The organism is Xylanivirga thermophila, assembly GCF_004138105.1.
In the GTDB taxonomy this organism is placed as follows: domain Bacteria; phylum Bacillota; class Clostridia; order Caldicoprobacterales; family Xylanivirgaceae; genus Xylanivirga; species Xylanivirga thermophila.
This window is the reverse complement of record NZ_RXHQ01000001.1, coordinates 173,326-188,038: the sequence shown is the minus strand read 5'-3', so window position 1 is coordinate 188,038 and position 14,713 is coordinate 173,326. Positions and strand designations below refer to the sequence as shown.

15 protein-coding genes are annotated in these 14,713 nt (G+C 34.6%); 1 reads left to right on the top strand and 14 read right to left on the bottom strand.

The features are described 5' to 3' along the window. Positions 1 to 11: 11 nt before the first annotated feature. The 9 genes from EJN67_RS00935 to EJN67_RS00895 form a co-directional block, all read right to left on the bottom strand. Complete coding sequence (locus EJN67_RS00935; protein ID WP_129721412.1) at positions 12 to 1,121, bottom strand: restriction endonuclease subunit S; 1,110 nt, start codon at positions 1,119 to 1,121, stop codon at positions 12 to 14. Then, a complete protein-coding gene (locus EJN67_RS00930) occupies positions 1,111 to 2,985 on the bottom strand; it encodes an HsdM family class I SAM-dependent methyltransferase (RefSeq protein WP_129721411.1) in 1,875 nt (624 codons plus the stop codon). Before EJN67_RS00930 ends, EJN67_RS00935 begins: the two co-directional genes overlap by 11 nt. 6 nt (positions 2,986 to 2,991) lie before the next feature. After that, positions 2,992 to 3,207, bottom strand: coding sequence for a helix-turn-helix domain-containing protein (locus EJN67_RS00925; protein ID WP_129721410.1), 216 nt, complete (start codon positions 3,205 to 3,207; stop codon positions 2,992 to 2,994). A gap of 78 nt (positions 3,208 to 3,285) precedes the next feature. Beyond that, positions 3,286 to 3,627 carry a plasmid mobilization protein gene (locus EJN67_RS00920; RefSeq protein ID WP_129721472.1) on the bottom strand — a complete coding sequence of 114 codons (342 nt, stop codon included), beginning with the start codon at positions 3,625 to 3,627 and terminating at the stop codon, positions 3,286 to 3,288. 338 nt (positions 3,628 to 3,965) lie between these two features. Beyond that, positions 3,966 to 5,213 (bottom strand): VapE domain-containing protein, encoded by a 1,248-nt coding sequence (locus tag EJN67_RS00915; protein WP_129721409.1) that lies wholly within the window; start codon positions 5,211 to 5,213, stop codon positions 3,966 to 3,968. Continuing rightward, the gene (locus EJN67_RS00910; RefSeq protein WP_129721408.1) at positions 5,200 to 6,144 is read right to left on the bottom strand and encodes a hypothetical protein; all 945 of its coding nucleotides are present in this window, start codon (positions 6,142 to 6,144) and stop codon (positions 5,200 to 5,202) included. Before EJN67_RS00910 ends, EJN67_RS00915 begins: the two co-directional genes overlap by 14 nt. Positions 6,145 to 6,237: 93 nt before the next feature. Then, complete coding sequence (locus EJN67_RS00905) at positions 6,238 to 6,558, bottom strand: plasmid mobilization protein (protein ID WP_243641194.1); 321 nt, start codon at positions 6,556 to 6,558, stop codon at positions 6,238 to 6,240. Beyond that, positions 6,551 to 7,672: a tyrosine-type recombinase/integrase gene (locus EJN67_RS00900; RefSeq protein WP_129721406.1), complete on the bottom strand. Its 1,122-nt coding sequence runs from the start codon at positions 7,670 to 7,672 to the stop codon at positions 6,551 to 6,553. The genes EJN67_RS00905 and EJN67_RS00900 overlap by 8 nt, the downstream gene beginning before the upstream one ends. A 1-nt stretch (position 7,673) precedes the next feature. Further along, on the bottom strand, positions 7,674 to 7,862 hold the full coding sequence (locus EJN67_RS00895; protein WP_129721405.1) for a helix-turn-helix transcriptional regulator: 189 nt from the start codon (positions 7,860 to 7,862) through the stop codon (positions 7,674 to 7,676). A 274-nt stretch (positions 7,863 to 8,136) separates the two neighbouring features. Between EJN67_RS00895 and EJN67_RS00890 the strand changes: the two genes are divergently transcribed. Beyond that, positions 8,137 to 8,565 carry a helix-turn-helix domain-containing protein gene (locus EJN67_RS00890; protein WP_129721404.1) on the top strand — a complete coding sequence of 143 codons (429 nt, stop codon included), beginning with the start codon at positions 8,137 to 8,139 and terminating at the stop codon, positions 8,563 to 8,565. Between the two features lie 312 nt (positions 8,566 to 8,877). Here EJN67_RS00890 and guaA read toward each other — a convergent pair whose 3' ends face one another. From guaA to nth, 5 genes are all read right to left on the bottom strand, one after another. Further along, positions 8,878 to 10,413 (bottom strand): glutamine-hydrolyzing GMP synthase, encoded by a 1,536-nt coding sequence (guaA, locus tag EJN67_RS00885; protein WP_129721403.1) that lies wholly within the window; start codon positions 10,411 to 10,413, stop codon positions 8,878 to 8,880. Positions 10,414 to 10,637: 224 nt separating this feature from the next. Beyond that, positions 10,638 to 12,095, bottom strand: a complete 1,458-nt coding sequence (gene guaB, locus EJN67_RS00880; protein ID WP_129721471.1) for an IMP dehydrogenase — start codon at positions 12,093 to 12,095, stop codon at positions 10,638 to 10,640. 162 nt (positions 12,096 to 12,257) lie between these two features. Then, positions 12,258 to 13,124 (bottom strand): DNA-3-methyladenine glycosylase family protein, encoded by an 867-nt coding sequence (locus EJN67_RS00875; RefSeq protein WP_129721402.1) that lies wholly within the window; start codon positions 13,122 to 13,124, stop codon positions 12,258 to 12,260. 108 nt (positions 13,125 to 13,232) lie between these two features. Further along, entirely contained in the window at positions 13,233 to 14,057 is an 825-nt protein-coding gene (locus EJN67_RS00870; protein WP_129721401.1) for an Asp23/Gls24 family envelope stress response protein, read from the bottom strand. An 11-nt stretch (positions 14,058 to 14,068) separates the two neighbouring features. Continuing rightward, complete coding sequence (gene nth, locus EJN67_RS00865; protein WP_129721400.1) at positions 14,069 to 14,707, bottom strand: endonuclease III; 639 nt, start codon at positions 14,705 to 14,707, stop codon at positions 14,069 to 14,071. Positions 14,708 to 14,713: the final 6 nt, after the last annotated feature.

Here is a 14,713-nt window from a genome sequence, read left to right as displayed (position 1 = left end):
AATCTTTGTTCTTATACTAATATTCTATCTCCATAGGGTAAATTTTCCATATATTGATCAATCCATTTCCAATTTGGGATAAACCCTTTTTTTGAAAATTTAGATGTTTTATCAATCATAGGGGCTCCATTCTCCATAAGAACTGGCAATTTAATAGTAAAGTCTTTTCTAAAGTGAGAATTAAGCTCTCTTCCAAAAGCTTGATATTTTATTTTACACTCATTTCTAATTAATGTTGCGATGAACAATTTACTATATATCGACATTGGTTCTTTTTCTTGTAAAATACCTACATTTTGTGCAGTATAAAAAGGCTCTTTCTGTATAAAACATGAACCCAAAAAACTACCACCTAATGCAAGTGACATCGAACCTGCAGGAAATGGTTCCTGACCCTCAACTTCATCGACAAAGCCAACAACACCATTACCATTACTATCCCTAGAAACATAATTATATTTTGGATTGTCTGAGGTAGTAGCTATAGCATCAATCCCATTGCCCATAGATGTCTTAAATAATTCATGTAAATAAAACTCTTCCCATTTTTCCGTAGAAAAGTCATCTGAATTAATTGAATTTTTAGTAGTAATTGGCTTATAATTCAAATGTTTTATAAAATCTTCCATCCATTGCCAATCAGGTCTGCCATCTTCAGTAGAAGGTAACTTAAGTTTGGAGTTAATCATCCTTTCAGGTCTCCATTTTCTTCCATAACCCCATCTATACCTATCTTTCATTATGACAGTAGCAACAAATAATCCAGTTAAATAATTAAACTCACCATCCAATCTGTAAAGTGGATTCACATCATGACTACATGTGAATTGATTTTCCTGATAGTAAGCAAACCCCACAGACCCATTATTTGTTACACACACAGCTTTTCCTGGAAATAATTTTTTATTTAATGTATCATTTGGCTCTTTACCTGTCTTTGAAGATGATTCGATTTCTTCCAGGGTATAGTATGCAGTTATTCCATTATTTTTATCTGTAGCTCCTAAAAAAGGTATTGTTCCTATGCCAGATTCTTCGGGCTTTTTGTTGTAAAATCCTTTTTCTATTCTAAAGACATCAGTAAACTTAAATGTTTTCCAGTTATTAAAATTAATTTCCATTTACATAACCCTCTTTAATTAAATAAGATAAATAATCATTTAATACTTTTTGAAAATCCTTGCTTTCTAATGTTGAGTAATCTGTTTCCATATATGCTTCTGCTAGCCATTCATCCTTCCAGGTGACTTTTTTCATTACTGAGAGGCCAGGAACAACTTTTTTGTTTTTGTAAAGATCCAACCACTCTTCCTTAGTTTTTGACCATAGGCTATTGCCTTCAGCATCGGTTGTTTCAACTCTCCCTAATCCTTTTCTTTTAATAAAAGTATCATCCTTAAAGTAGCCAAAAAAAGTATCTTTATTTGATCTCTCGTGTTTTTGTGATAAATCAAAAATCATACAACAAGCTATTGCAGCTGCACCCGGATAAAACATTTCATTAGGCAATGAAAAAACAGCATCCAAAGTATAATTATCTAGCATCTTCTTTTTAAATTTTTTCACCTCAGCACTATTACCAATAGCTGCTTGCATTGGGAGTAATACTGCAATCTTAGTCATACTTGGAACATGACGTGCAATCCATTCTACAAAATGAAATCCTTTTGAAGGATCTTCTTTTACATTTTTTCCCCACTGATCTACATAATCAGGATCACAAAACTTTCTTGTTGCATTGTAAGGGGGATTCATCAAAACAACATTTACATTTTTATCTTTTATCCATTCTGCTCGTTCAAACATCGAAGCCTGAATAACATTAGAATTTCCATCCCCATGAATTAGCATATTTGTTGAAGAAAGTCCAAACGCTCCATCTTCGTACTCAATGCCGAATATCTGATTCCTTTTCACTTCTTCACGTTCTTCTTCAGTTTCACAGTCATCCATAGCATCTGTCATTGCTCGAACCAGGAACGCACCACTACCAGAGCATGGATCCAAAATTCTTGAGTTTTTATTAACTCCAATTGCTTTACTCATAAAATCACAAATATGATCTGGTGTAAAAGCTTGGTTTTTATCTGACTTACCTACATATTTATTAAATGTTGTAAAGAACAGATTTAATAAATCTTGTCCTGCCGTGTTTGTATCATTAATGAATGGAATTATATTAATATCTATATAAACTAAAATAGCTTTCAGTTCGTCATAAGTTAGGCTTGTTATATCCTGATCATCAAGTACTTTATTACTTAAAATCCCTAACTTGCTAGCTTTATTTAAAGCATCAACTCCTTGGTTTTTTGATAATAATCCAGATAAAATATTTTTAATATCTTTTAAAACTACCTTTTCTGGGGTAAGTGTTTTCCCTGTATCAGGATCTAATGTTTCTTTGACTTTTTCGTAACTCAAACCATTTTTTAAAGCTAAAAGACAAGTACCTACAAATTGACTTCTTAGCTTCTCGTTGACCCCATCTGAATGGAGCATTTCATTTAGAACTTTAATCGAATCTACAACTTTAATTTTATCGTTCACTTTTCCAAAAACTAAATCTTCATACTCAGAAAAAGTTTTTAGAACTCGTTCATCTTTTTTTCTATGCTCTTCATCAATAATTACGGACTGTCCATGCCATACCCAGATTTCTTCTCCATCTGTTTCTGCTAGGATCGCAACTATTTTTTTATCTGAATAAGCTTTTTCATAACGGACATAGTCCTGAAGTTGCTTATGTATAACTTCTTTCTTCCAACGATTAAAATTATTTTTACACTCAATTAAAATTACAAGCCTATCATTTTCAAATCGTAGATCTAGAAACTGATGATTAGTCCCTGTATCTCCTTTTTGATAATCTCTTATATCTTTTCCTACAGTACTTAATGCCCGCACATAACTAAATTCTCCAGATTCAGTATTACCGATATGATATTCATTTCCAATCCTGTTAATAATTTCAAACCTATTCATTTCTACCTACCTCTCATACTCCATAATATCCTCTATCTCACAATCTAAGACATAACAAATCTTAGCCAGGGTTTGTAAATCTATTCTCCTGACCTTATTATTACAATAAGAATTAAGCTGGGTTCTTTGAAGTTTGGCTTCTTTCTCTAGCTTGTTTTTACTAATCTTTTTTTCTGCTAAGACCTGATCAATTTTGAAAACTACCTGTCCAAAATCTTCCATATCCTTGTCCCCTTCTGTAAATTTACTCATTATTATAATTATAACAGACTTGGGGTCTAATTACACCTGTAAGTAGTATTAAATATACTTCCTCACCAAGATATTCTGTATTCTCAATATCTCCCTCGATATTTCATCATTCTCTCTTTTAAGATCTTCTATATCCTCCCTATAAATTACTCCTGTTGTATTTACTCTTTTAGCTATCTGGTTAAGGTTATTTACATTTCTCCCAAGAAGGGTTTGCATCTTCCTAAACTCATTCATATCTATTACAAATATAGGAGCCTCCAGGACACATTTCCTTATAAAATGTGCCATGGATTTTGACTTGGAAAGTTCTAATTTTTTCTTAAAAAGTTCCTTTTCTTCCTTAGTTAATTTAATTTCTATTCTTTCATTTCTATATCTATTGGTCATGTTCATCTTCCTTTCTTTCATATTTTTAACTAGGGTCTTAGGGGGAACCCCTAAATCATTCTGATAAGAACAAGCAGAAAATTTTCTATATAAAAGTAGGCCCAACAGGACCCACTTTTATAATTTTCCCGTAGCTGTCCGTACAGCTACTGTGCTTGCTACTAAAGTTTTTAATTTTTTAGCACTTTTGGACTTCTTTATTTTTTTTAAAAAATAGGCACAGAAAGACTTGTAACTGTAACCTGGGATTTCAAAAGTCCTCAAATAAAGCAAATTATAAAAACTAATATCCTGTAAGCCTTGATATTGTCAGCTTTCAGATTTCTCCTAGCCTCTTTCTAATAGTTATCCATTATTTCAGAAAATGACTTTGATTTTATCTGGTAGCCTTGCATAACTAATTCCTTGAAACAAGTTATATTTGGTTCTTGGCTTCTAGGCTTATATTCCTCTAAAAAGTATCTAATATCTTCTACATCTGGATTCAAATATTTAAACTTCTCCTGCTCCCTATAAAGATCTGCTAATAATTCTTTAGGCAGGGTCCAAGAATGTTTCTTCTCCTTATAAAGCTTATAGCCATAGGCAAGAGCCTGATTAAAATCTTCTTTAATAGAAGCTAGGTATTCTTTTTCTGATAGGTTTTCTAGATAGTTCTTGTCTGGATAGATGGCTTTTATTCTCTTATCCTTAAAACATTCTATAGGCAGATACCTTCTTTCACCTGTATGGTCATTGAGAAAGGTTCTTTCATTTAAGGTTCCTATTAGGATACAAGTTCTAGGTACATCAGTTGAAAATTTCTCGTAAGGAATTCTAATCCTATCACTTAGCTTAGATAAAAAAGACTTAGCTTCATTAGCTGATTTAGCATTTCTTAAGGCTACAAATTCTTCTATTTCTACTACTGTCTTTCCCATTAGATTCATTACTGCATCCTTTCCCTGAATATTTTCTATGGTGCAAAACCAATCTTCTTCAATGGCCAAGTATCTAGCAAAGGTAGATTTTCCTATACCTTGACCACCAACTAAGACCATCATTTCATCAAATTTTGAACCTGGCTCCATTATCCTTTTTATTAATCCTACTACCATATGTTCCATAATCCAGGCATTAAGGTCTGTATCTTCTGCTCCTAGATAAGTAGGTAGAAGTTTTCTTATTGCTCCTTCATCTCCATCCCAATTAAGCCTTTCTAAGTACTGTTTAGGTGGACTTACTTCATACTGGTTGGCCACAAATCTAATAGCTTCCCACATTTTATTAGCATTATAGTTTAAGTCATAGTGCTTTTCGATTTCTAGGCCAAGTCTGTTATTTAAAGAGTCATCCCAGAGCCTTATTTGGTTTGGTCTTATCCCTTTTTCTCCTATGATTTTCCCTTGAATCTTAATTTCATTGGTAAATTTATCATAGAAGATCTGACCTTCATATAGCTTTTTAGCCTTAGAATATTTTGGATTTAAAAGAACTGTTACTAGATTACCTACAGATTGTTTTACATTGCCCTTAAGGGTTTTCTGTAGGTTCATGTGAGAATATGACTGGTCTATTTCTTGAAATTCTAGCTTAAAATCTTTCATAGGCCTTCATCCTTTCCTTATAAGCTAAATGATTAGACCAATCAAAGCTTTTAAAATTACCAAGCCTTAAAACCTTGTCTATGGTCTTTTCTAGGTAGTCCATATACTTTCTATCATCTCTTCTCTTTTGACCACTTCCTAAGCGATTTAAGGGAGTCATTAAAAACAATTTCTTCATTAAGTCAGGGTCTCCTCCTGTATAGTTTCTAGCAAGGACTAGAAAAATAAAATCATCTCTACTATGGTCACCTGTTAAACTTGCACCGGAAATAAGCCTACTAGCTTTATCATTAGTTCTTTCCATAGTATCTAGAATCTCATCTAAGGATAAGTTATCCATGCTATAGACTTGATTGGTGGCCTTCTGTCTATATTCCTTAAGCTGCTTAATGGTGGATGGTTTTTCCTGTGTCCATTTCTCATATAGTCTTTCTATTTCTAAGTCTTTATCTAAAAGCTTGTTGCTAATAGGAAAGAACTTACTATCTCCTACATCTCCTGTTAAGGCTATATATCTATTATTTTTGTAGATTTCTATCCCTTTAGATGATAGGTTTAGATTATTTTCTAAGCTTCCCCTGGCAAAGATATGGATACCCCCTCCTGACTGTGATACCTCCATATAGGTCCCTGAAAAATCTTCTATTATTTCTTTTGCCATAAGACTTAGTTTGTCATCTATAATTGCCTTATCTAAATCTATACATACCATTTTATCTTCCTCCACAAGGACAAAACCCAATGGGGAATTTTTATCTTTGGCATCCTCAAAAGTTACCCACTTATCTGACTTATTCCAATTGTTAGCTTGGCCATCTAGTAAAGAAAAAGGTAGCTTGGCTACCTTTTCCTCTAAATCTTCTCTTCTCCAACCAACAAATCTTTTTAAAACCTTCATTTCTTCTGGTAAATATTTATATTTCTTTTCCATTTTTCCCTCCTGGTCTGGTATTTGTTAGACTCCTGTGATAAAATGGATTTGCTTAGAATACATTCCAACAGGAGTGTTGCCTTTGGCCTCGTGCTAAAGGCTTTTTTCTTTTTTGATCTCATAATAAATTTCTATCAAGAATTTTAATATTTCTTGATCCTCATCTTCCAATCTTCCATATTTCTTTATAAGCTTGGCTAACCTAAATACTTCCAAGGAAAACTTATCCTCTAACCTATAATCAGCCTTAATAGTCACAGTAGAAGACAATAAAGCTGAAATGATATAAGCTTGCTTAGTTAAGCCACTTATTCTTACTTTCTCATCTAAAAGATTAGCTTCCTCTTCAGTTGCTCTAAAGGATATAATTTTATTTCTTTTTCTTATGCATGGTTTCTTAGGGTTTTTATTCATCTTCATCCTCCAAAAGTTTTTCCCACTCTTCTTCTAAGTTGGTCTTTCTCATATTAGAGAGTGATATGGCCATTTCATTTTGTTTACTGGGAAATAGGTGGGCATATCTGTAGGTTATATCAATTGATTCATGTCCTAGTCTGTCTGCTATGGCTATAGCTGAATAGCCTAGTTCTATTAACAAAGAAACATGGGAATGCCTTAAATCATGAACCCTTATTCTCTTAACACCAGCCTTTTCACTTCCCCTTGTCATTTCATGGTGTAGATAGGCCTTGGTAATAGGAAAAAGTAATTGATTATCCTTTAACTTGTATATGCCAGCCATATAATTTTCCATTCCCTCTGCTAAAAAATCTGGCATAACCACCGTTCTTATGCTTTTCTTGGTCTTAGGCTCGGTTATAATATTTTCCCTATCTATCCTTTGAAGTGACTGGTTTATTCTGATTGTATTATTTGTAAAATTAAACTTTTCCTTAGTCAAAGCTAATAGTTCACCAGTCCTTAAGCCACACCAATAAAGGATTTCAAAAGTATAGTAAGATATAGGCTTATCCTTAACCGTTTCTATAAATTTCCCATATTCTTCTTCTGTCCAAAATAGCATTTCTGATGCCTCTTTTTCTCCCATAGTCCCAACATCTCTTGCTACATTAGTTTGAAGATTATAATATTTACAGGCATGGTTTAGAACGCTGCTTAATTGAGCATGGATTGTCCTTAAATATGTCTGAGAATATTTTTCACCTTTAGAGTCTACCTCCTTCATTAGTTCATTCTGCCATTTTACTATTGAATTTTTGGAGATTTCATTAACTTTGATGTCACCTAAATATGGAATAACCTTTGTGACTATTATCTGTTCTTTAGTTCTCCAAGTATTTTCTCTTAATCTAGGTCTTACATCTTTTTCATACTGTTTGAAAAACTCTTTGAAAGTCATATCCAGGTTTCCAGCCTGTTCTCTTAAAAAATTCTCTTCCCACTTTAGGGCCTCTTTTTTAGTTTTAAATCCTCTCTTCTTCTTATTAATTTTCTCTCCTCGCCAATTGGTATAGGTAAACTTTGTAAACCAAGTACCATTCCCACTTTCATCTCTATAGGCACCCATTTTAAGCCTCCTTTCCGCCTGGGTAACAATACTTTTCTAGGAAATACTGGCGATTAATTTTTCCTCTTTGAACCCTATAACCTAATTCAATTAATTCTTGATTCATTTCATTTATTAACTGATAGGCTGTGGTCCTGCTTACTTCTAAAAATTCTTGTACTTCTTTTGCTGTCATAAAAATCTTTTCCATTTGCTCCTCCTTATATTTTTTATTTGTAAGCTTCCCATCAAAAATAAATGATGAGCATCAATTTGGTTTCCTTACAATTTTAACAACACATTTATGTGCTATTTGATTATATCAATATCAGCACATTTTCGTGTTGTCAAGTGCCATTTTAAAATATTTATATTTTTACTGCTTTATTTCTTCCTATTTGTTTTATTTTTTAATAGTTCACTTCTGTTGCTATTAGTGATATACTATGATAAAATAGATGTTAATATAGGGAAAGGAGCTCCATATGATTTCTAGTGAAAAGTTAAAAAAACTAAGATTACTAAGAAGATTTACACAAAAAGAATTAGCTATAAAATCAGATCTTACTGATTCAGCCATAAGAAATTATGAACTAGGCTACAGATCTCCCAACAAAGATCAGCTTATAAAAATTGCTGATGCCCTAGACTGTGATGTATCTGCCTTGATTGATTATAGCCCTATTTCTAATTTTCAATTTATGCAAATACTTTTTGATTTTGAAGATATATTAAAGATAAGGCCTTTAGTTGAAGATTCTACAAGAGGACTTATTTCCCATGACATGGATTTTAATGATTTTCTCCTAGAATGGGATGAGATGAGAAGAAAGCATTATAATGGTGAGATTTCTGATGAGGAGTTTGAGGATTGGAAATTATCTTATCCTAAAAAATCTAGATTTATAAAATAAGTCTTATATTATAAAATTATAACTTGAAATTTAAACCCATCGATTTCGATAGGTTTAATATATAAATACTAACCGTGTTTGATTCGACAAGGTTAAATATGATTTCTTTTAAACTGATCGATTTCGACCACTTATAATGCATACAAAAACACCATAGAATCCTCTCCAGATTTCTATGGTGTCTCTATTTGTAAGCCACTTGATACTATTATCTCTATTATTCTAAAAAACTTTTTTACCCAATTTCGTTCCAGTTGACGATTTCAAAAGCCTGTAAGCCTTGATTTTATAGGCTTTCTTCTTTTGTTTTAACTATTCCCACTCAATAGTAGCCGGTGGTTTGCTGGTGATATCATATACTACCCTATTTACATGATTGACTTCATTTACTATCCGATTTGATACGGTTTGCAATACATCATGGGGGATCTTTGCCCAATCGGCAGTCATACCATCTATACTGTTAACCGCCCTTAGAGCTATTGTATAATCATATGTCCTCTCATCTCCCATAACGCCTACACTGCGCATACCAGTCAGTACGGCAAAATACTGCCAGATCTCCCTATCTAAATGGGCATTTGCTATCTCTTCTCTAAAAATAGCATCGGCTTCCCTTAATATATCTAGCTTTTCCCTAGTAATATCCCCTATTACACGCACTGCCAGACCAGGACCAGGGAAGGGCTGACGCCATACTATTTCCTGGGGAATACCCATCTGCTCGCCTACACGCCTTACTTCATCCTTAAATAGATTTCTCAAAGGCTCTATTATCTCTCTAAAATCGACATTTTCCGGGAGTCCACCAACATTGTGATGGCTCTTTATGGTGGCTGATCTGCCGGTACCACTCTCTATAACATCGGGATATATGGTACCCTGCACCAAAAAGTCTACTTTACCAAGCTTTTTAGCCTCTTCTTCAAATACCCTTATAAATTCTTCACCTATAATCTTACGTTTGGTTTCAGGATCAGTCACACCTTTTAACCGATCCAGGAATCTATCCTGGGCATCTACCCGGATAAGATTTAAATGAAACTTATCCTTAAATACCCGTTCTACCTGATCCGCTTCGTCCTTACGCAAAAGACCGTGATCCACAAATATGCATGTAAGCTGATCACCTACTGCCTTATGCACCATCACTGCTGCTACAGAACTATCAACACCACCAGACAAGGCACAAAGTACCTTCCCATCTCCTACCTGACTTTTTATCTCATCTATTGATCGATCCACAAAATTTTGTGTAGTCCAATCCCCTGAACATTTGCATATATTAAATATAAAGTTTCTAATCACTTTTTGACCCAATTCCGTATGGGTAACCTCAGGATGAAATTGAACTGCATATATGCCTCTATTGCTATCTTCAAAAGCTGCAACAGGGCATTTTTCAGTATGGGCAGTATTATTAAAACCACTAGGCAATGTTTTTATATAATCGGTATGACTCATCCAACATACACTTTTATCATCTAAGCCTTCAAACAGTTTTGCATTTACATCCCACTCTACCATGCACTTACCATATTCCCGCTGAGGAGCCTTCTCTACTTGTCCACCAAATAGATGTGCAATGAGCTGTGCACCATAGCAAATTCCTAAGACAGGCACACCTAATTCAAATATCTCCATGCCACATTTTGGAGAATCCGGATTGGCAACGCTTGATGGGCCGCCTGTAAGTATTATGCCTTTTGGATTTTTGCCCTTTATAACTTCCAAAGCTGTATCATATGGCAGTATTTCACAATAGACCTGTTCTTCCCTTACCCTTCTGGCGATCAATTCACTGTATTGACCACCAAAATCCAATACTAGAATAACTTCTTGCTTCATATTAAACCTCCTTGATAAACTCTTATGGCACAATCGTATACTTCCTTAAGCATTATATCCACTACGGTTTCTAATAATTCCTCAATGTATATAATAGCATAAATTTATACTTTGACGTATTATCAATACATACTTATATTATAATGGATATAAAAAGCTACATCAATAAAAATTAGAAGCTGCACAAAAATACGCACAGCTTCTAATTTTAAATTTAAGATAGACTACCCCCTTACGCTGTAATTGGGTGCCTCTTTTGTAATATATATATCATGTGGATGGCTCTCATTAAGTCCCGCATTGGTAATACGTATAAACTGGGCATTTTTACGTAGATGTTCTATATCTGGAGCACCACAATACCCCATACCAGCCCTTAAGCCTCCTACAAGCTGGAATATAGTTTCCGATACTGGTCCTTTGTAGGGTACTCTACCCTCAACGCCTTCAGGTACCAGCTTTTTAGCATCCTCCTGGAAATATCTATCCTTACTTCCTTGAGCCATAGCTGCCATGGATCCCATACCTCTATAGACCTTAAAGCTTCTACCTTGATAGATCTCAATCTCGCCTGGACTCTCTTCAGTACCGGCAAGCAAGCTACCTATCATTATAACGCTGGCTCCTGCGCCTATAGCCTTTGGTATATCACCAGAATATTTTATCCCCCCATCTGCAATTATGGGTATATCATATTTATCAGCTTCCTGAGCACATTCATATACGGCAGTCATCTGAGGTACGCCTATACCTGCTACCACTCTAGTAGTACAAATGGATCCTGGACCTATTCCTACTTTTATGCAGTCAGCACCGGCTTTTATAAGATCTCTTGTGGCTTCAGGTGTAGCTACATTCCCGGCTATTATCTGCAAATCTGGATATTTGTTTTTTATCTTTTCTACAGTATGCAAAACTCCTACTGAATGACCATGGGCAGTGTCTACTGCTATAACATCTACCTTTGCATTTACCAAGGCTTCAACCCTCTCCATGGTATCGTGAGTTACACCTACACCTGCTCCTACCAATAATCGTCCATTTTCATCCTTGGCAGAATTTGGATATCTGATGGTCTTTTCTATATCCTTTATGGTTATAAGACCCTTTAGCATACCTTGTCCATCTACAATGGGCAACTTTTCTATTTTATATTTTTTAAGCGTTTCCTGGGCTTCCTCTAACGTAGTACCCTCAGGTGCAGTAATAAGATTTTTAGAGGTCATAACCTCCTTTATCTTTCTGGTAAAATCTGTTTCAAATCTTATATCTCTATTTGTTATGATACCAACCAATTTACCATTTTCTGTGATTGGTACTCCTGATATCCTGTATTTAGACATCAATGCCACAGCATCTGATATTAAATGATCAGGTGATAGGAAGAATGGATCTACTATTACTCCATGTTCTGACCTTTTTACCTTATCAACCTGTTCTGCCTGCTCCTGTATTGACATGTTTTTATGGATTATTCCAATGCCACCTTCCCGCGCTATGGCAATTGCTAACCTTGCTTCAGTGACTGTATCCATTGCAGCACTAATAATTGGAACGTTAAGTCTTATTTTCTTAGTAAGGTTTGTAGATAGATCTACATCCTTTGGAAGTACTTCTGATCTTTGAGGCACAAGCAAAACATCATCAAATGTTAGCCCTTCCTTTGCGAATTTATCAATAATAGTAACCACGCCCTTTCTAATAATTTGTTTAAAATATTATATATACACGGTATTAAAATATCCCTTAATTCCCCAAGAATATAGAGATATTAGTGTTTAAAATATTAAAAATTAGTGTATCAGATGGGCACCACAGTGTCAAGATAAAAGAGAAATAAAATTTTATACCCCTATTTTTTTCTCCCTAGCATAATAAAAAAGATATTGTTGTGCATAACCCGCTAATTCACCAAACTTTTCTGCAGAAAATGCTTTTATTTTCTTAGGAGTAGCACCATCTTTTAGATAAAAATATTCCATTACTCTCCTTACCCATACATCCACTGGGAAAGCCTCTCCCTTTTCCATAGAAAAAAGCAATATACAATCTGCTACCTTAGGCCCTACTCCAATACATCTTAGCAGTTCTTTATGGGCCCTCTCATATGGCATATTGCTTATCCCATGCAAATCGATTGTACCATCTGCTACCATCTGTGAGGTAGCCTTTATGTATTCTGCCCTATACCCACAACTACATCCTCGCAAATCCTCTATCTTCGCATTAGCTAAAGTATCAGGTTTAGGAAATGTATAATATGTTCTACCTTTCCATTCAATCCTATCTCCATAAAGCTTGCAAATATTTTCTATTATGCCTTTTATCCTTGATATCCCATTATTTGCGGATATTATAAACGAAATAAGGGTTTCCCAAGGATCTTGATTAAGTATCCTTATGCCCCAACCATAGGTAATGGCTTTTGCCAATATGGGGTCATTGGAAAGAACCCTTTTTATGTCACCATAATCCCTGTCCAAATCAAAATATTTCTTCCATAATATATTATAATCTTCCATTGTAGCATTATACAATAATATATCTTCATCCTCTGCAACTACCTTTATAACCTTATTACCTACTATGCCAACATAGCCTTCCCCTTCCCTGTTCCATCTAAAACACTGCCCACATTCAAAGGTATGTACGGGGTCAAAATCTTTTATGCTTTTTATAATTAGACCATCGCCTATAGCTATTATTTTCATTTATAATCATCTCTTCCCTATCTATATTATTGTACCCCAACCACCTTATATTTTAAGCTTTTATCTGTCTTCCCAAAGTCTAATAAAAACTCAATATTCTTTTTTCTCCTATATATGCTCAGGTATTACAATACCCTTTGCATTTACATTTATACTTATTATATTCAAACCGGTAGTCCATGATATATTCTCTTCTACCCGTCTTTGTATCTCCTTTAAGATGTCAATTATTTTCATATTATAGTAGACCTCAACGTCTATATTTATTACAACCCCATCTTCCTGACTTATAACAGATACCTTTAATACCCTAGATACCCCTTCTATATTTTTTGTACTATAGATAATAAGGGATTGTATAGCAGAATTGGATATATAAAATTTGCCCATATAGCTAAAAGTAGGCCTTACTACGGTTTTTTCTATAGATTGGAGCATCCTGCCCTTTGGGCTTATTTTAAACATATTAAGAGCATCTATAAAATATCCGGAAAAATCCTTGCGCACTTCAAATGTAGGCACAGGTATTATATGCTTGCCTTCCTCGTTTCGCTGCTGTTTAGCCAATGCAATCTCCTTTTTAGATGCTATATCATATATAGATATAATATGACTTACTTTGGGCAGATTAAGTGCCGCAACAATCTTATTTATCATATTTACAGAAGTACCTAGTACCAATATAGACGGAGGATTTTCCATCTCTATTGCCTGACTTACCTGCTGTGCATGATCTGAATCAATAAACAATGCCCTACGCACAGCAGCCAGCTTTGTAGGCTCCTTTTTAGCCGAAACTCCCGCCAATATCCTATTATCCTTTATAAGCAAGCCATCATCTATTATGTATAAAATGCCCATTTCATTTGCAAAGGAAATAGCCCTATAACTCTTTCCTGTACCGCTAGGGCCTACTAATGCATAAACCTCCATAAAGAACTCTCCTACTCTAAATTTTTATAATATAAACAGTACTCCTTTAAAAAACATTCACTACATTTTGGATTTCGAGCTGTACATATTTGCCTGCCATGGTGTATTATCCAGTGATGAGCCCTAGACCATTTTTTCTTTGGTATGTTTTCCATGAGCTGCCTCTCCGTATCCTCTACATTCTTTGCATCTGCTAGTCCTAATCTATTTGACACACGAAATACATGTGTATCTACTGCAATGGCATCTACTCCAAAGGCGTTGCTGGCTACTACATTCGCAGTCTTCCTGCCTACCCCCGGTAATTTCTGGAGATCTTCTATATTGCTTGGTACCTCCCCATCATATTGCTCTATTATCATACGACTGGCATTTATTATGTTCTTACTCTTATTTTTATAAAAGCCACAGCTATATATATCTTTTCCCAATTCCTTTTCATCCGCATTTGCAAAACCATGGGCATCCCTGTATTTTTTAAATAAGTTGGGTGTTACCTTATTTACCTGTTTATCCGTACACTGGGCAGATAATATAGTAGCAACAAGAAGCTCAAACGGATTACTAAAATTAAGCCCAGGCCTAGCATCGTAATAGTACTTCTCCAATTCTTCAATTATCTTATCTATATTTTCCCTGCTATTTAACATTATATT

Excerpts from the sequence above, each read along its gene's own strand:
- EJN67_RS00935 (WP_129721412.1), bottom strand. The coding sequence starts at position 1,121 with ATGGAAATTAATTTTAATAACTGGAAAACATTTAAGTTTACTGATGTC.
- EJN67_RS00930 (WP_129721411.1), bottom strand. The coding sequence starts at position 2,985 with ATGAATAGGTTTGAAATTATTAACAGGATTGGAAATGAATATCATATC.
- EJN67_RS00925 (WP_129721410.1), bottom strand. The coding sequence starts at position 3,207 with ATGGAAGATTTTGGACAGGTAGTTTTCAAAATTGATCAGGTCTTAGCA.
- EJN67_RS00920 (WP_129721472.1), bottom strand. The coding sequence starts at position 3,627 with ATGACCAATAGATATAGAAATGAAAGAATAGAAATTAAATTAACTAAG.
- EJN67_RS00915 (WP_129721409.1), bottom strand. The coding sequence starts at position 5,213 with ATGAAAGATTTTAAGCTAGAATTTCAAGAAATAGACCAGTCATATTCT.
- EJN67_RS00910 (WP_129721408.1), bottom strand. The coding sequence starts at position 6,144 with ATGGAAAAGAAATATAAATATTTACCAGAAGAAATGAAGGTTTTAAAA.
- EJN67_RS00905 (WP_243641194.1), bottom strand. The coding sequence starts at position 6,558 with ATGAATAAAAACCCTAAGAAACCATGCATAAGAAAAAGAAATAAAATT.
- EJN67_RS00900 (WP_129721406.1), bottom strand. The coding sequence starts at position 7,672 with ATGGGTGCCTATAGAGATGAAAGTGGGAATGGTACTTGGTTTACAAAG.
- EJN67_RS00895 (WP_129721405.1), bottom strand. The coding sequence starts at position 7,862 with ATGGAAAAGATTTTTATGACAGCAAAAGAAGTACAAGAATTTTTAGAA.
- EJN67_RS00890 (WP_129721404.1), top strand. The coding sequence starts at position 8,137 with ATGATTTCTAGTGAAAAGTTAAAAAAACTAAGATTACTAAGAAGATTT.
- guaA (WP_129721403.1), bottom strand. The coding sequence starts at position 10,413 with ATGAAGCAAGAAGTTATTCTAGTATTGGATTTTGGTGGTCAATACAGT.
- EJN67_RS00875 (WP_129721402.1), bottom strand. The coding sequence starts at position 13,124 with ATGAAAATAATAGCTATAGGCGATGGTCTAATTATAAAAAGCATAAAA.
- EJN67_RS00870 (WP_129721401.1), bottom strand. The coding sequence starts at position 14,057 with ATGGAGGTTTATGCATTAGTAGGCCCTAGCGGTACAGGAAAGAGTTAT.
- nth (WP_129721400.1), bottom strand. The coding sequence starts at position 14,707 with ATGTTAAATAGCAGGGAAAATATAGATAAGATAATTGAAGAATTGGAG.